This window comes from Bifidobacterium ramosum (assembly GCF_009299505.1).
GTDB classification, from domain to species: domain Bacteria; phylum Actinomycetota; class Actinomycetes; order Actinomycetales; family Bifidobacteriaceae; genus Bifidobacterium; species Bifidobacterium ramosum.
The window spans coordinates 119,286-136,354 of the sequence record NZ_WBSM01000002.1 but is presented as its reverse complement, the minus strand read 5'-3'; the positions used below and the strand labels follow the sequence as shown (position 1 = coordinate 136,354).

Genomic DNA, 17,069 nt, shown 5'->3' with positions numbered 1-17,069 from the left:
CTATAGTTCTGGTCCAAGGTTGGAATCGGCATCGCTGATTCCAACCTTTTTGTTGCATCACCCTGTTTCTCCGTCTCAATGTTTCGCCACCCCACCATCTCCCGAAACCCATGAGTTATCCACATTTGTCCACATATCCACAATTTCCCAGGAGGTGGTTGCGGGCGTGTCGGCGGATGTGCGAGAGTGACGAGACCGGCCGACAAGCGCCGGAACCGCAAACGGTGCGGCATGGTATGGCGCGTACGGAAGGGATGGTCATGGACGACTCATATACGATGGACGGCACGGGATTTCTGCAACTGGCGAACCGTCTGGAACGGCGGTTCGACGAATTGACGTCGCCGGAGGCCCTGCGAGTTGCGGTGGAGCGTCACAGGCGGCAGGTACGGGACGGCGGCGCGGCGGACGGTTGCGTGGAGGGCTGCGCAATCAGCAGCGCAGACGGGCTGGATCATGAATGCGATCATTCGTTGCGCAAGGCCGAATTATTGAGACAGATGCGTGAGTCCGAACACGCGATGCTGTACGGCACTGGCGGGTCGGCTGACGTGGTGCCTAGCAGCATATCGTTCGACATCATCGACACCGAAGACCGTGACATCGAAAACCGCACCGGCGACGAGCGTTCCCTCACGGATGATCCGCCGCCGTACGACGAGCTGTTGTTCCAGTTGGTCACCGATCTGTTCGGCGGTACGTCGTGGCCGGCCATGTTCTGCGTGTCGGCGTCCAGCTTCGATGCCGGTCTGATCGACGACTGCAAACGTTTCCTGATCGGTTGCGCGAATACGGTGCGCCGGTACGGCATGGCGGTCTGGCTGTACGACCTGATCAACGATTCGACCAAAGCCGTGTTCGTCAGCGAACCGTCCGACCGGATGCCGTTGCTGATCCGCATGCTCGGGCCGGAGAAACTCCGCCGGCGCGCCCACACGAAAGGACCGTCGCGATACGGCATTCGCGGTCAGCTCACCGAGGACATGTGGGAGCATTGCGAGCAGATGCACCGGCTGGCGGCGTATTCCATGCTGCGGTGGGGCGGTGACGAGTCACGGGCCGGCATGGTGGCGTTCATGCTGCTCACCCGGCCGGAGCTTGGCATGCGGCTGCTGCGCGAGGATGGAGCGGTGATGAGCATGGGTGCCGCGCCGGACATGCGGCATCGGCATACGATGGCGTATGTCGACGAGTTGCGGGATCAGGCCGATCGCCAGTATGCGTGGTCGAAAGGCCTCGCGTCGCGGGGACTGGGGTTGGAGGATGCCGACATCGACGCGTTGACCGGTCGCGAGGACGGCGGCACCCCGGAATTGACGGACATGGATTGGCGGTATGCGTACGATGCGCGCCATCTGATCGCCGCATATCGTTCATTATGGAACGAAGGCACGCCGACGGCGGACGAATGGCTGTCGATGATCGAAAGCGAACGGGGCATACCGGACGAACCGTTGTGGCGCAACGTGGTGTATCTGTCGATGATCGCGTCGACGCTGATGGGCGCCGGACTGGCTGCGGATCTGGTGTGTGGCTTCAACGCGCGCGATCAGGATCGGTTCGACCGTGGCGTCGCCCGGCTGGAGACGATGATCGAAGTGGCGCGATCCGAAGGCGTGATATTACTGCCCGTGGCGCAGATTCATGATCGATCGTTGGAGATGGACGAGCTGATGAAACTGGCGCCGGGCAAACGGGAGCGGGTGCTGCGCGAGATGGCACGCGCACAGTCCGATATGGCCGCGGTGATGTTGGCGAGAATCCCCGACCGTACGGTGGCACGACGTTGCGCGGCCGCGCTGATTCAAGGAGACATGGGACGGTACGCGCGGCTGGTTGCGGACTGGATGGATCTCGACGTCGAGGTGGACGATGAGGAGGTCGATGCGTGATGTGATGCAGACGCGTTCATACATTGAGTGAATTCATACGCCAAGGACGCATTCGCCGGTCGCACCGACATTGCGAGTGTCTGCGCGACCGGCGGATTCCAGCCGTGCGCGGACGTTATGACCGGGGCACCTGTTGCGACCACCACGCGATCAGCGCGAGCGCCGGCGCATACTCGACGCGCGACATGCGGTTCGCGGCCAACACGCGATCCGGCACGCGGTTGACGAGGTCGAGCAGCGTCGTCAGCATGACGTCGAGCCGTCGGGGGTCCGCGGCCGATAATACGGTCCGCGACGCGGCCAACAGCGCGGCAGCGTTCCTGACCGCCGACCGGTCATGGCCTTCATACCGTATCCGGATGGACGGCATGTGTCTTGGTTGCCGGCGCTCGGTCAGACGTTCCACCTCATCGTCCACGAACGCGGCGATCAGGTTCGGTCCGGCCGGCGTGGCCAACGCGCTCGCCAGCAGGGCGCGGCCGCGCACCACCAGCGGATCATTGTCGGGAACATCAGGGTCGAGCAGGTCGTCGATCAGATGCCGGTAGGTCTGCAGCACCTTCGGTTGGGGCGCCGGGTGATGCAGACGGTGCGGCGCGATCTGGAACGCCTGACGGTCGAGATGCCGCCGGACCGTGTCCGTCGCGGCCGAAAGGTCGTCAGGGAGCCGGAACGCGCCGAGGTCGACGGTTCGTCTCGGCATGCGGGCGACGGCCGCCGCATCGGCCGCGGTCAGCCCGGGGATGCGTCCGCGGCGGTCCGGCTGCGGATATTCCCAACGAGATCGGCATTGGCCTGTCGGGCGAATGTACAGTTTGAGATATGGCGTCCGTGAGTCCCGGACGATAAGGCCGGCGCCGGTATCCGTGACGTCGGTGGTGCGGATGGCTCGGATTCGTTCGGCGAGCGCCGATAGGTTCATGGATTTCCTTTCCTGTGCAAGGGCGCACTACTCCCCGGAAATGGCCCCGAGGCCCTTGATCGCAGAAAGGAATATGATTATCGCTGCATAGCGGGGATCAGCATATCACGCGGCGATGCGGGTCGCAAGCGGCCGCAACACGCACATGATCCTGTTCGGTTGCCGTAAGACCGTCGCATGGCCGTATCACACCGCCGTATCGTACTGAGGCATCGCCGGTCCGCCGATTCATGATGACGACGACATGCGTTCACCTACGCTTGGCCGAACACATACCCCACGGAAACACGCATGGAGTAGACCGGATCCTGACAGTGATGAGGCTTGAACAAAGGAATGATCATGCAGACCAACAACAACCATCATGACATGTACCACGGCACCGCGTCGTACGCCAACGACAGCCAGTACGACGCCTACATGTACGCCGAATACGGCATCGAACGCTAGTTTTCGCCGGCTCACCGCCGCATCCGATCGCCATGTGCCGCGTCTGCCCGAACCGATGGCTCGATTGCCGTGGATTCCCACTGTGTATGGAAGGTTCTCGGCATAGTGGCATAGGTGATTGACATATCGCGGCGAAGCAGTTTCAGAAGCCGTTGCTCTTTTGTTACACTCTCACCACGAGCAGATAAACCGTTTTCGGCAGTGCTGCCTTCCGCCCAGCGTACAGGGACAAACAACTCAACACTTCACCGTCATCGAGCATGCCGAGGCAGATCGACCCGCCGAACCGGTCGTTGAACGAGCACACCGTCTCGAACATGTCTGCCTCGGGTTGGGTGTCGCAGCGTTCATGCTGCCGCCTTGAATCGTCCGCCAGTCCAGTGTATTGCAGGACGAGTCGGACAGATATCAATTACTCAACGCTCACCCTCCGGTTCTCTGCGCCGACATGCGAAGAAGAGCTGAAAAACGACACGGCACGATCTAACGGCCCCGGCTCACTCTGACGAGGAAAACCACCTACTTGAGGACATTGGCGTTCATGCGGTGCAGGAACGCCGCCATATCCTGACGGACAACCGCGTTCATGCCACGGAACGTACCGTCACTCCAACCGGTGGCCACGCCCGTGCGAGACAACCACACAATGTCATCCACATGCGGCGTCGACTTGGACACGTCTCTGAATGAGACAGCTTTACCCAATGTCGGCTTCGCCTGCTGATAATCCGCGAGACGGTGCAGGAACGCAGCCATATCCTGACGCACCACAGCGTTCATGCCACGGAACTCCGCACCGCGAGCCGTCTTCCAACCCGTTGAAACACCGGTGGAGGCAAGCCATAAGATCTCCTTGTAATGCGGAGTTGACTTCGTGACATCAACGAACGGGTTTCTGGCCTTGCTTTCATCGAATTTCGGCGAACCCGTCAGACGATACAGGAACGCCGCCATATCCTGACGCGTCACCGCATTCATTCCGCGGAACGTGCTCCTGCCGTCGGCATCGATCCAACCGGTCGTGATACCACGCAGTGACAGCCACGTGATGTCGGCGGCGTGCGGAGTCCCGGCATTCACGTCGGAGAACGGCGTATAAGTACGAACGGAGGAGAACGCGCCCGAACCGCCGTCAATCGCGTACATCGTCGGGGCGGAATCGTCGGTGACATACCAGACGACCTTGCCACCGACGACGATCGGTTGGCAGTCGGACAGACGGCCGTCGGCCGAACGGATGGCACCGAGACGATTGCCGTGCCCGTCGAGGAAGACGTATCGGATGGACTCCTTATGCTCCCGACGCTCACCCCACATCATGAGAAACCGGTTCTCGCCGATCTTCACCAGCTGCGGATTCGTGGCATCCGTGGCACCACCCTTCGCATATGACTGCACCACCGTTTCCGCAACCGTAGCCGTTGCCGGATCGGCGCCGTTCACCGTCAGCAAGACCGGGCTTTTGCGTGTATCGGAGCCGAGTCCCCCGACGGAATCGACCGCCATCGCGATGAGGAAGCGCGAACCGGCATCGGCCGACTCGAAACCGCCCACCGCGACGCCAGTGTAGTTGTCGCCGATCTCGCCGGCGATCGGATGAACCTGACGGCTGCCGCCGTCGACCTGAGTAAGCACGATCGCACGCGGGTAGGCGTCGCCGTGATCCACGGCGTAGACCTTACCACCCGTCGTCAGGATGAACTGGTTGAACGAATGGGACACGTAGCCGAACCGACTGTCCGCGACCTTCACCGCCTTGTCGACGACCGTCATCGTCGCCTCGTCGATGACGAACGACATGTTCGTCTGATGATGCAGGCCGTCGGCGAGCTTGTAGATCGTGTGCGCGGTACGGATCCACAGCTGACCATCCAGCTCCGTCATGCGCAGGGAGCCGCCGTCGAACGGGATGTACGTGTTGATGCCGGACAGCTCGCATTTGCCGGCGTACCGCCAATCCTTGGTGAACTTCGTGATGCGCACCACAGGCAGGGCGTCGTTCTCCGCACGGTTCGCCTGGCCCGTCACGACGTAGTTCGCGCTTGAGCCGGCGAAGAATCCGCCCCACAGCAGACCGTCGTCGGTTCGCAGCCCGGTCGGTCTGATGAGCGATGTGTCGATGTTCTTCCCTGACAGGTACCGGAACGACGCGTCGTACCGCTCCACCCGCAACGACCGGACCTCTCGCGAGCCCGACCAGCCGGTAATCCACTCCACGCGTTCCAGGCTGCCGTCGTCGCGCTGATGCAGATAGCTGGATACAGGGGCGGCCCAATTGCCTTCGTAGTCGTTCCGCCACATGTTGTCGGACGATGCCGGCACATCGCCGACGCCCTCCGCGACGGCGGTCGGAACAGCGCCGGACAGCGACATGCATGCCGCCGCCACACACGCCGCGACAGCGAAGATCATCGCACGGATCGGGCGATGTGCCGACCGCCCCACTGAACCAGCCACCGGCCCCACCGATTGCATTAATCGTGTCATCGAACCAGCCATGACCGTCTCCCTTCTGTCGTCTCCGTTGCTTCCTGACTCACTTGAACTGCAGCTTGTACGGGGTGAGGCGGTTCGTGGTAGTGCCGTCACCGACGGCGCCCTCCTTGTTGTATCCCCACGACCACAGATTGCCGTCCTCAGTCAACGCATAGACCGTATAAGCGACCGTGTCGAACAGACTGTGTTCATGGTACATCACCTGCTTCACCTTCGCGGGACCGGAAACCTTGTATGGAGCCAGGCGATTCTTCGTGGAACCGTCACCTACTTCGCCATACAGTCCCTGCCCCCACGTCCACAGGTTTCCGTCACCGGAAATGGCGTGGTTCACAGTCGAAGACTGCGTCAGAAGACCATTGTCCGAGGCACTTACGCCGGTCAGATCATTCAGCCGGTACGGGGTCCTCCTCCAATCGGTCTTCGTCCCATCGCCGACCTGACCCCTATCATTGCGTCCCCAGCGCCACAAGGCTCCGTCCCGCGTGGTCACGGACATCATGCCGAAACCATCAGTGACGGCAGACGTCACCCCATGCAGATCGGGGACCTTCAACGGGGCAAGGGCATCATCACCATATCCACTGGCAAGACGATCGCCCCAACGCCCCCAGAGCCATAAATCACCGGCGCCATCCACCGCATACGCCGTTCCCATGCCATCCACCGATGCGGATCCCACGTTCGTCGGCCCTTGCACCTTATACGGCGTGAGCTGATAGAGCACATAGTCACCATTGCCGAGCTGACCGTTCGCGCCACTCCCCCATGTCCAGACGCCGCCGTCACCGTCGACGGCGAGCACCACTTGAAAACCGGACCCGCCAACCGTCACGGAACGAACATGCGTCGGCCCTTGCACCTTATAGGGCGTCGCATGAGACCCATCATCATCCCCCTGTCTGGTCCCGTCACCGATTTCACCGTTGTGGTTATTACCCCACGCCCACAGATTCCCGTCACCATCAATCGCATAGACAGTGAACCCCATATCATCGGCCATTATCCGCCGCACATGCGTCGGACCAGGCACCCGATACGGAGTGGCTCGGTAGTATGGGCAAGCGTATAAGCAATCTTTCCTCAGCTCACCCGAATGCCCGTCTCCGACCGTTCCGGCGCCACCATCGCCCCACGCCCACAGACTCCCGTCACCGGTGGTGACGAACATCGTAAGAACATTGAGAGGAGCATCCATCAGCGTGACGCCCGTCAATCCCGGCACCTGATGAGGCGTCGTCTGTCCCTCTCCAGCGCTCGGATCGCCCAACTGGCCGTACAGATTGTCACCCCACGCCCACAGACGACCATCCACAGTCACCGCATACATGGCACCGTTGCGTATCTCGGCATCCTTCACCGCCATAGGCAACGGCACCTTATACGGAGTAAGCCACGAGTCCGTGCCTATGCCGGTCTTGCCGCCATTGCCGACCTGGCCATAGCTGTTATCGCCCCACGTCCACAACTCGCCATTCGCGGTGATCGCATATCGCGTGACGTAGTGTCCGTCGTACCCGTCGTTGTACGTTTTCACGTTCTTCGGGCCTTGTACCTTGTACGGGGTCAGACGGGTATTCGTCGTACCATCACCGACCTGCCCATACTCGTTGTCACCCCACGTCCACAGGTAGCCGTCACGATCGATCGCCCAACCATCACCGGCCTCCCGAATCTTCGCGGACACCGCAGGCTTCACATCACTCGACTTGGCGTCCAGTACATTCGTCTTCATCCGCTGGAGGAACGCGGCCATATCCTGACGAATCACCGCGTTCATGCCACGGAACGTGCCGTTCTTCCAACCCGTCGTCACCCCGGTACGTGTCAGCCAGATGATATCCGCCCGATGCGGGGTCGATGCATTCACGTCCTTGAAGCTGATCGCGTTCCCCAACTTCGGCTTCGCCTTCCGATAGTCGGCCAACCGATGCAGGAACGCCGCCATATCCTGACGCTTCACCGTGTCCATCCCACGGAACGTATGATCCGGCCAACCCGTCGAAATCCCCGTCGCAGCCAGCCACAGAATCTCCTTGTAATGCGGGGTATCCTTCGTCACGTCCGCAAACGGATTCTGCTTCTCATCGAACTTCGGCGACCCCGCCAAGCGATACAGAAACGCCGCCATATCCTGACGCGTCACCTCATTCGCCGGACGGAACTCCTTGCGCCCGTCCGCACGAGTCCAACCAGACGAAATACCAGATTTCGCCAACCATGCAATGCTGTCCGCATGCGGCGTCCGCGTGTTCACATCCACGAACGACGACGCGGCACGCGCATCACCGACCATAGACGCACCCGCCGCATCATCATCGGCGAGCGCCACGGTCGGCGACGCGACTGCCACGGACGACAACATCGCCGACGCACACACCACTCCCCACACGCGACGCAACACGTACCACGCACCATTACGCAAACCAGCCATGACAACCCTCTTCCACCTGCGGGACTCTCCTGTCCAGGCAACAGTCACGACCACCCCGTCGCCCTTGCCACAATCCTATCATCGCCAATCTCGTCAGGAAGAACCCGTTCATCATTCCGCTCCCCCTCGAAGTGAGGGGGAGCGGAAAAGACCCGCAGCTACTTGACGACGTTGGCCTTCATGCGATGCAAGAATGCCGCCATATCCTGACGCACCACTGCGTTCATTCCACGGAACGTGCCATCCTTCCAACCGGTCGTCACACCGGTACGTGCCAGCCACGCAATATCCGCAGCATGCGGCGTTGAACCATTCACATCACGGAAGTTCACCGCGTTACCCAGCTTCGGCTTCGCCTTACGGTAATCCGCGAACCGCTTGAGGAACGCCGCCATATCCTGACGCACCACGGGCCGCATACCACGAAACTCCTTGCCGTGCGGCGTATTCCAACCGGTCGAGATACCTGTGGACGCGAGCCACAGAATCTCCTTGTAATGCGGGGTATTCCGGTTCACATCCACGAACGGATTGCGCGCCTTATTCTCGTTGAACGAAGGCGAACCCGCCAGACGGTACAGGAACGCCGCCATATCCTGACGCACCACCGACCGACCGCCACGGAACGAGCCATCTTTGTATCCGGTCGTGATCTTTTGACCCACCAACCAGTTGATGTCCTCACCATGCGGCGTATCCCGGGTCACGTCCCAGAACCGGGAGAACGGCGGATCGTTCCAATGCGCATAGTATGTCACATTGCCATTCACGGCCCTGTTGAAATCGACCTTCGCACCGCCGGACTTCGCCGTATACCAGCCGGCGAACACCTTGCCGCTATGCGTTGGATTCGCGGGCCGCTTAGCCTTCGCGCCCTGCACCACGGTCTGCGACGCGACACCGGAGCCACCGTTCGAGTCGAACCGGACCGTGAACCGCGGCTTGCCCCAATTCGCAGTGAGCGTGTACCGTAGACCGGTAACGTCATCCTTACCGTCCACCGTTACATAGTGAACGCCCCGCGGAAGCGTCACCGTCTTTCCGGAATGGGACGTCCCTGCGGCAGAGAACTTCTCCCCGTATACCTCGTTGAGGTCCTTGTCCTTCACGGAGACGTACCACTCGCCTTCGGCCTTCTGCTGATTGGCGAACTGGATTCTGAACGTATCGGCGCTGGACGTGCTGAATTTGTACCAGTCGACGTCATCGCCGTTCATCAAAACGCCGTTGATGGGTTTGTTGACGGATATCGGATCGGCGGTGTCGAAGTCGTTGTTCCACTCGGTCTCCCAATCGGACGTCTTCGTGTAGTTCACGCGGAAATGGTATTCAAGCCCGCCTGCATAAGAGTCATACCAGTCGTAACTGTTGCTGTCGACGCGCACCCAATACGTGCCGGCCGAAACGCCGATCTTCGCCGTATCAGGATGGTTGACGGCGTTCGCGCCGAATGTATAGGAGGCGAACTCCTGAAGATTGGGGTCGTATAGCGTCGCAGTCCATTGGCCGTGCGACGCCTGCTGGTTCGAGAACGTCAGATTGATTGCACCGGCGGAGGGCACCGAGAACTTGTACCAATCGAAATCACCATCGCCACCGATGTCGCGGCTGTAGAGAATCGTGCCGCTCACCGTCTGGCCGGTGGATATCGGATCGGCATGCTCGGCCTCGTTGTTCCATTCGGTCTCCCAATTGGATGTCTTCGTGTAGTTGACACGGAAATGGTATTCGAGACCTCCCGCATAGGAACTGTCGAAATCCCAATGACTGCTGTCAATGCTCACCCAATACGTGCCGGCCGGAACGCCGATCTTCGCAGTGTCAGGATGATTGATGGCATTCGCGCCAAACGTATAGGAGGTGAATGCCTTGAGGTTGGAATCGTACAGCGTCGCTTCCCACTTTTGCGATGACCCCTGCTGGTTCGAGAACGTCAGGCTGATTGTGCCGGCGGAGGGCACCGAGAACTTGTACCAATCGAAATCACCATCGCTGCCGGCATCCTTGCCATAAAGGATCTTCCCACTCACCGTCTGACCAGTACTGATGGGCTTCGCAGTATCAGCGCTGTCATCCCCTTGATTCGCGCTGGCGGCAGGAACGGCTACGAGCATCATGGCGCAGGTAGCGAGGACGGCGACGAATGCCCTCCACAACCGAGTCAACGACCCCGCGCCGAAAGGGCTCGCGCTCCTGTTTTTCCCTGAATCGTGTTGCATGATCTTCTCCCCTATCTCCCGATAAACGAATAATGCAACAATCGCCTTCAATTTTATCGATTCCCTGAAAACATTAGCCTCCCCCCGAATGAACACGACGTAACGAAACCGTGGAGACCGACAAAGGCCAGACCATCGGACACACATTTTGGCCTATAACTCTGGAATACCGCCGTTTAACAATAAAAACCCTTTTCCTTTGGGCAGGAAAAGAGCGATGGCGGAGGATACGAGACACCGACCTTCGCAATGCCAGAGCCTTATTCCCCGTTGGCTTTTCGCGTTTCGTCAGACTTACAGACTCATCATCTCGCTCATTCGGCGTGCTCTTGATGGGGTCTGTTCCCGCGCCGCCTCTTGGTGCATCGACGCAGGTCTTCACGTTACTTACGTGATGGTTGTGGCGGGGTGAGAACGCGCCATGTGCCACGTCTGTCCGAACCGACACGCTCGATAGTTTTGGATTCGCGTAGTACGTGAAACGTCCTCCACACAGTGGCGTAGGATACGTCCAGTGCGGTTGCTGCCTGTCGGTAGGTAATCGACGGATTCAGGCGAAGCAACTCCAAAAGTCGAAGCTCTCTTGGCACGGTCTCATTTACAGTCTCATTTACAGTCTCATTTACAGTCTCATCTGGGTCATTTTCCTGTTCATTGAGAGTGTTTACAGTCTCATTCAGGTCATGTTCCCGCTCACTCGGGTCACGTGCGGTCTCATCGTGAGCCGTCACGTCGCCCTCATCGGTGTTGCCTTCCACCCAGCGTACGGGGACGAACGCCTCGAACACGTCACCGTCGTCAAGCACGGGGTCCTTGCCGGAGTAGGGCTTCGAGTACTTGTACAGGTTGCGCATGCCGCTGCCGAGCTCGTCGGCCAGGCCGATGTTGCGGAAGAACTTCGCGATGAACGGGTTCTTGGACACCGGCTTGAAGCTCGTGATGGCGAGCTGGCCCTGGAAGATGGCCTTGGAGGCGTTCTCCGTGCGGATGCCGTCGTTGAGGATGAGGAACTTGGCCGGGTACGGACTGACGAACTCGCGGTGGATCATCAGATTCGAGACCAGCTCGCGGATAATGATGTCGCGGGGGCTGACGGTCTGGTCACCTTCCAGCATGAACCGGTCTGGCAAATATCGCTTCGCGAACTCGGAGATCCGCGCCTGCGCCTCGATCAGATTCGTGGCCACGATGAGCCGGTCGTCATAACGATCCAGGTTCTCGCGACGTACGATCACGTCGGTCTTGTAGGCGGGCGCAATGCGCGAGATAACCTCGTCCTTGCCGAGCAGCATCACGGCGGCAAGATTGAAGCCTTCCTCGCCGGTGTCGTAGTTCACGCCGTACAGGTCGGCGCTGCGCATCAGTTCCATGTCGTCCATCTCGGTCCACGGGTGACCGGGGGTCTTCAGTGCGGCCAGTTTGCGCACGCGCGGCAGCAGATCGAATCGGAAATCCGACGGCTTCAAGTACCGGTACACGCGCTGTTCGCTGAAATGGTTCTGCTTGCGGATGTGCATCTGCGCAATCTGCGTCTCGCTGGTGATGCGCCGGTCCACGTCGGCCACACGGTCGTAGATCACATGCTTGAAACTGACTACCGCCGGGCCGGCGGGGACCCAGACGCGGATCACGAGCCTGCCGTCGTATTCGATGCGTTCGGTTTCGATGGCCGGCGCGACGTTGAACAGTTTGGGATTGCCGATCACGTTCACAAGATTACGTTCGATGGCGATAGCCTGTTCACGATCGATGCCTTCGACAGTCCCGTCATTCAGCACCCCAAGATAAATCGAACCACCGAATCGATTGTTGAACGAACATACCGTCTCGAACGTATCCGCCTCTGGTTGGACGCCGCAGCGCTTGAACTCGACTGAGATGTTCTCACCGCACTCAAGCACGGTGGAAAGTTCCGTAGCGTTCATGTCGCCTCCCCCGGATCGTCTGTTCGTCCAGTGTAACGCAGGTCAATCCAGGTAACTCGACACACGAAATCGTATGGGTGTCACACCACCGGTGGCGCGCAGTACAGTATCTGCTTCTTTGAGTGATGCCAACCACTCCCCTATCGACCGGCGCCCAATCCGACCGAGGCATCTCAGCCGGTTCCAGCTATCGGATATCCGCGTATCGATAAGCCGAGGCGTGCCGGAAATAAGATGACAGACGAACGTCGTCAATCGCACCGTGCCGTCGCGCACGCTCGCCGCAGCATACGTCATGTGTCGTGTCCGGTACAGGCTGCGCAGGCCACCGCTGAGCGGCCGGATGGTCATTCGCCGACGGTGAGCTAACGACGTCGTTCATATAGTCGCGCAGGGCAACCGCATGATTGATCAGCGGGTCTTTTGCCGCGTACAGGAGTGTGACGGTTCCGCGGGCCATGATGATGTCGCGCAGCTCGTCGACGGCCTGCACGTTGGCGTCCAGTTCCGCCCGGTATCATTCGGCGAACTCATCAAAGCGGACCGGATCATGGCCGAACCACTTGCGCAATCCGGGCGACGGCGCGATGTCCTTCATCCACAGATCGAGGGCGGCGCGCTCCTTGCTCATGCCGCGCGACCACAGCCTGTCCACCGGCACTCTGTAGCCGTCACCGGATTCCGGCTCGTCGTAGATGCGTTTCACCATGATGTTCACGCCACCATCATCGGACCATGAGACGGGCAAGTCAATGCGCTGCTCGACTTCGAGTTCGTCATTGCCGTGATGTGCGAAACGCGGCGGCCTTTCGCGTTCTTACGGCACCCTTACGACGCCCGCATTTTCGTTAGATGAAGTACGCGACACATCTTCTCAAGGCCGACATTACGGGCATCTCATGCACCTCATGCACCGGTGCCCGAGCCTTGCGACGACGCCTCAATGTAACGCAGAGAGATTCGAATAGACGATGAATACCGAAGCAACAAGCTTCTCTCATTTGTCACCGGCTCAGAGACGGATACGGTGCAGCAGCAAGTTAGGCCTCGAGCTTGGCCTTGTAGTTTTCGCCCCAGTCCCATAGGGCGTCGATGACGGTTTTGAGGCTGCGGCCGGTGTCGGTCAGCGAGTATTCGACGCGCGGCGGCACCTCCGGGTAGACCTTGCGGTGCACCAGCCCGTCGGCCTCCATCTTGCGCAGGTTCGAAGTGAGCACCTTCTGCGAGATGTGGCCGATCGAGCGGCGCAGTTCGCTGAAACGCTTGGTGCCGGGCAGCAAGTCACGCACGATGAGAATCTTCCACTTGTCGGAGATCAGCGTGAGCGTCGTCTCCACAGGACACGCCGGAAGCGTGTTGACATCGACCATGAATCAACCTCCTCAAATCGTTGGAATCTTCCAATAGTTCCATTTATGTAACTATGGCACTTTATGGTGCCTTCTTCCATTTTGATCAGTACTCCAATATCGTACTGTCACAACGGCGGAAGCACAAGACCGCCAAACACAACGAAAGACCACATCAGCAAGGAGCACCCCATGACCAAGCGCATCGCAGTCGTCGCCGCCAACGGCAAGTCCGGCCGTCTCATCGTCAAGGAGACCGTCGATCGCGGACTCGACGTGACCGCGATCGTGCGCGCCGAGAACAAGACCGTCGCCCCGCACGCACTGACCAAGGACCTGTTCGACCTGACCGCGGCCGATCTCGCCGGTTTCGACGTGGTCGTCGACGCGTTCGGCGCGTGGACGCCGGAAACGCTGCCGCAGCATTCCACGTCGCTCAAGCATCTCGCGGACATCCTGTCCGGCACCGACACACGACTGATCGTGGTCGGCGGCGCCGGCAGCCTGTACGTCGACCCCGAACACACCACGCAGCTCTACGACACCGACGGTTTCCCGGACGAGTACAAGCCGCTCGCCAAGGCGCAGGGCAAGGCACTCGCCGAGTTGCGCGATCGCAGCGACGTCAAGTGGACGTTCGTCTCCCCCGCCGCCGACTTCCAGGCGGGCGGCCCACGCACGGGCAGGTACGCGCTGACCGGCGAGGAGTTCAGCGTGAACGAGACGACTAGCGAGAGCGCGATCAGCTACGCCGATTACGCCATCGCCATCGTCGACGAGGCCGTCGCCGAGCCGGCCGCAGCGCACGTCAACGAACGCATCTCCGTGCGCTGGTAGTCATGATAGTCGCGACAACTACCGTCCCGGGCAAGTCCCGGCCGCGATCCAGCAGCGCCCCATAGGCGTCCGCTTTCCTCAGGAATGGCCTCCGCTCTATCCGCAAGCGGACGCTTCCGCCCCCCCCACGCGCGTCCGCTTGCGTCCAGTATCCTCATGTCCTGGTAAAAAACGGGGGTTAAGGGTCAACGCCATCGTCAAACGCACGCTCGACCATCACCGGGGACTGTCGGAGGCGCATATGAAACGCTGCTGCGAATGGACGATATACATGCTCACCGCGGAGCCCGACCCCGCGTCGTTCGTCACCGCCGCGCACTGGGCGGCAACGGGGAGGAAACCCGTCGGGGACGACGAACCGGTGCCGGGAACCGCGACCATGGTGCAGCTGCCGGCCGAGGGGATCGACGCCTACGAGGGAGGGTTCGGTATTAGAACAGGATGGGCGGGACGCCCGTGCTGAATCCCCTCCAACACGCCGGTAACACGCGCGGATAAGACCCACGTTTCTTTACTTAACCCCGGCATTTTGCCAGCAAAAACGAAAAAGCCCGAAAACCGTTCTCTCGTAACGGTTTTCAGGACCTTCTGGCGGAGGATACGAGATTCGAACTCGTGAGGCTGTTACACCAACACGCTTTCCAAGCGTGCGCCATAGACCACTAGGCGAATCCTCCATTCGTGTTACCTCAGCAAAAACGCATCAGCACACAGTCAGTAGATATTAGCATGTTTTCCGGATATGCCAAATCAGGTTCCGGCGGAGGATACGAGATTCGAACTCGTGAGGCACATCACCAAGATGGTATATTCCATGTTTTCCCAGTGTTTCCAACGGCTTTCGCCAACAGGCAACGGTATCCGCGGAACAGTGTTGCATGAGTGCCGTTCGGCGTGTCGCGCCGTGTGCACGGAGACGAGCGGGCGACGCGACGCGACCAATCCGATCAGTAATTATTGGAGCCGGGCCCCTCGAAACGCACCACGAAGCCGCGCTCGTAGTGCAGGAACATATCCGCGCCGTAGCGATCCACGTCGCGGTGTGTGAACAGCATGCGGATCGCGAACGCGGTCTGCACGTCCTCAGGCAGCTCCTTGAACGCCTTGTGCGCATCCCAGCCGGTCGTCGGCGAGACCGCGCGATCCGGCACGTACGCGTAGCCGTAGCCGTCTTCATTCACATACCCCATGAACGGCAGATCCCACGCGTTGTTGTCGGTGAGCTGCTTCTTGAAATCCTCCACGGCGGCCAGCGCCTTGTCGCTGATGCCGAACGACTTCGCGACCTTGTTGGCCTCCGCAGTCTTCTCCTCCGCATTGTGCGCGAACAGGGCGGTGTTGACGGTGATCGTCTTGTCGTCTGCCATGATGTTCCTTTCCTTGACGCCGCGTCGCACCGTTAAATAGAACATGAACATGATATTTCTACCACGTAAAACGCTCATATTCTTGGTGTGATATCGGTTACCGCTTGATCTGACATGACCTACGTTAGCATGGTTCCAATGTGCGAATATCGTTAATATTGTGCGATTTTTCCGGGTTCACTACGCACTTCCGACATCGCATGCCGTTGCAACGACGCGCATCCTACGCATTGTGCGGCAATGACATAAATGAACATATATGATGTTCGTTTATGATCATGACGGCGTGTTGTTCACGAGTGCGACGACCGACCGTCACCGTGAATACAGGACAGGCCGCCTGCCGCCGCCGATGTGTGCGATTGCCGTGCGGAAACGTTACCTTGCGATCGATTGATGATCGCCGCTACGGCGACAACGGCGATATCGGCATAACGGGCAAAAATGAACAGTAGTGATCATCTTTGCCCTGAATATGTGAAGAAAACGCGGAATAATCACCGTATAGTGGGGAATTTGCACACAAAATCGGGTCGATGACCGCGGATGTGCGTAATCGCGGTACGCTCGGTGGAGTTGTGTCGAGACGATCGCGATGGGAGCCGCGCATGGATGATCTAGGGGATCGCCGGGATCATGCCGATGACGACGGCATCGACTGTCACCATGATGAGACGGCTGCACCGCTGATGTCGACGCGCGTCATTCCACGTGACGAATTCCAGCATGACGACGATGCCGTCGATCCCGAAGAGGCCCGCATACGCACATCCGACGTCACCGAACCGTTACCGCCCAGCTTCTTCCCGACCAACACCGGCCGCATGCGTCCCGTCGCCGCGGTATCGTTCATCCCGCGAACGCAATTTCGGCAAGCGGACGCCGAGCAGCCACAGCCGGCAGCATCAACTGCCACCGACACTGCCGTGCCAAATCCGCCTGCACGCATCCGATACTCGTCGCAGTACCGCGCGCTCCATCCGTTATCCTGACGTACGACACGCAGCGCAACGCGATACACTCGCCCCATCATCCCGTCACGCCCCTCCCCCTTGAGCTTCCCTCTCCCCGCACGCTCTTCCTCTTAACGGACATACAGCCGATACGTGGCCGAAATCGGCTGTATGTCCGTTAAGGGGAAGAGACAGGTGACGGGAGAGAGGCAAAAGAACAGAATT

At 59.8% G+C, this 17,069-nt stretch carries 10 protein-coding genes, 1 tRNA gene and 2 pseudogenes; 3 read left to right on the top strand and 10 right to left on the bottom strand.

Features of this window, described 5'->3' with window-relative positions; all coding sequences use genetic code 11:
* The first annotated feature begins 260 nt into the window (after positions 1–260).
* On the top strand, positions 261–1,892 hold the full coding sequence (locus DSM100688_RS03350) for a hypothetical protein (protein WP_152357755.1): 1,632 nt from the start codon (positions 261–263) through the stop codon (positions 1,890–1,892).
* Between the two features lie 115 nt (positions 1,893–2,007).
* Here DSM100688_RS03350 and DSM100688_RS03345 read toward each other — a convergent pair whose 3' ends face one another.
* The 8 genes and pseudogenes from DSM100688_RS03345 to DSM100688_RS03305 all read right to left on the bottom strand — a co-directional run bounded on the left by DSM100688_RS03345 (position 2,008) and on the right by DSM100688_RS03305 (position 13,708).
* A complete protein-coding gene (locus tag DSM100688_RS03345) occupies positions 2,008–2,814 on the bottom strand; it encodes a hypothetical protein (protein WP_152357754.1) in 807 nt (268 codons plus the stop codon).
* Between the two features lie 969 nt (positions 2,815–3,783).
* Entirely contained in the window at positions 3,784–5,676 is a 1,893-nt protein-coding gene (locus DSM100688_RS03335) for an S-layer homology domain-containing protein (protein ID WP_163146810.1), read from the bottom strand.
* 124 nt (positions 5,677–5,800) lie between these two features.
* A complete protein-coding gene (locus DSM100688_RS03330; protein WP_239519320.1) occupies positions 5,801–7,891 on the bottom strand; it encodes an S-layer homology domain-containing protein in 2,091 nt (696 codons plus the stop codon).
* A 6-nt stretch (positions 7,892–7,897) separates the two neighbouring features.
* A pseudogene (locus DSM100688_RS12310) lies at positions 7,898–8,056 on the bottom strand (S-layer homology domain-containing protein); the annotation flags it as partial.
* A 296-nt stretch (positions 8,057–8,352) separates the two neighbouring features.
* Positions 8,353–10,464 carry an InlB B-repeat-containing protein gene (locus tag DSM100688_RS03325; protein ID WP_163146812.1) on the bottom strand — a complete coding sequence of 704 codons (2,112 nt, stop codon included), beginning with the start codon at positions 10,462–10,464 and terminating at the stop codon, positions 8,353–8,355.
* Between the two features lie 332 nt (positions 10,465–10,796).
* Complete coding sequence (locus DSM100688_RS03320) at positions 10,797–12,338, bottom strand: AlbA family DNA-binding domain-containing protein (protein WP_152357749.1); 1,542 nt, start codon at positions 12,336–12,338, stop codon at positions 10,797–10,799.
* Between the two features lie 364 nt (positions 12,339–12,702).
* Positions 12,703–13,056, bottom strand: a pseudogene (locus DSM100688_RS03310) (DUF488 domain-containing protein); the annotation flags it as partial.
* Between the two features lie 322 nt (positions 13,057–13,378).
* A complete protein-coding gene (locus DSM100688_RS03305; RefSeq protein ID WP_152357748.1) occupies positions 13,379–13,708 on the bottom strand; it encodes a winged helix-turn-helix transcriptional regulator in 330 nt (109 codons plus the stop codon).
* 171 nt (positions 13,709–13,879) lie between these two features.
* On the opposite strand from DSM100688_RS03305, the gene DSM100688_RS03300 reads away from it, so the two are divergent.
* Complete coding sequence (locus DSM100688_RS03300) at positions 13,880–14,524, top strand: NAD(P)-dependent oxidoreductase (RefSeq protein WP_152357747.1); 645 nt, start codon at positions 13,880–13,882, stop codon at positions 14,522–14,524.
* A gap of 589 nt (positions 14,525–15,113) precedes the next feature.
* Here DSM100688_RS03300 and DSM100688_RS03290 read toward each other — a convergent pair.
* Both DSM100688_RS03290 and DSM100688_RS03285 read right to left on the bottom strand, forming a co-directional pair.
* Positions 15,114–15,201, bottom strand: a tRNA-Ser gene (locus DSM100688_RS03290).
* A gap of 270 nt (positions 15,202–15,471) precedes the next feature.
* Positions 15,472–15,891 (bottom strand): glycerophosphodiester phosphodiesterase, encoded by a 420-nt coding sequence (locus DSM100688_RS03285; protein WP_152357745.1) that lies wholly within the window; start codon positions 15,889–15,891, stop codon positions 15,472–15,474.
* A gap of 608 nt (positions 15,892–16,499) precedes the next feature.
* Between DSM100688_RS03285 and DSM100688_RS03280 the strand changes: the two genes are divergently transcribed.
* Positions 16,500–16,883: a hypothetical protein gene (locus DSM100688_RS03280; RefSeq protein ID WP_163146813.1), complete on the top strand. Its 384-nt coding sequence runs from the start codon at positions 16,500–16,502 to the stop codon at positions 16,881–16,883.
* Positions 16,884–17,069 lie beyond the last annotated feature (186 nt).

Excerpts from the sequence above, each read along its gene's own strand:
- DSM100688_RS03305 (WP_152357748.1), bottom strand. The coding sequence starts at position 13,708 with ATGGTCGATGTCAACACGCTTCCGGCGTGTCCTGTGGAGACGACGCTC.
- DSM100688_RS03320 (WP_152357749.1), bottom strand. The coding sequence starts at position 12,338 with ATGAACGCTACGGAACTTTCCACCGTGCTTGAGTGCGGTGAGAACATC.
- DSM100688_RS03280 (WP_163146813.1), top strand. The coding sequence starts at position 16,500 with ATGGATGATCTAGGGGATCGCCGGGATCATGCCGATGACGACGGCATC.
- DSM100688_RS03345 (WP_152357754.1), bottom strand. The coding sequence starts at position 2,814 with ATGAACCTATCGGCGCTCGCCGAACGAATCCGAGCCATCCGCACCACC.
- DSM100688_RS03285 (WP_152357745.1), bottom strand. The coding sequence starts at position 15,891 with ATGGCAGACGACAAGACGATCACCGTCAACACCGCCCTGTTCGCGCAC.
- DSM100688_RS03350 (WP_152357755.1), top strand. The coding sequence starts at position 261 with ATGGACGACTCATATACGATGGACGGCACGGGATTTCTGCAACTGGCG.
- DSM100688_RS03300 (WP_152357747.1), top strand. The coding sequence starts at position 13,880 with ATGACCAAGCGCATCGCAGTCGTCGCCGCCAACGGCAAGTCCGGCCGT.
- DSM100688_RS03330 (WP_239519320.1), bottom strand. The coding sequence starts at position 7,891 with ATGGCGGCGTTTCTGTATCGCTTGGCGGGGTCGCCGAAGTTCGATGAG.
- DSM100688_RS03335 (WP_163146810.1), bottom strand. The coding sequence starts at position 5,676 with ATGATCTTCGCTGTCGCGGCGTGTGTGGCGGCGGCATGCATGTCGCTG.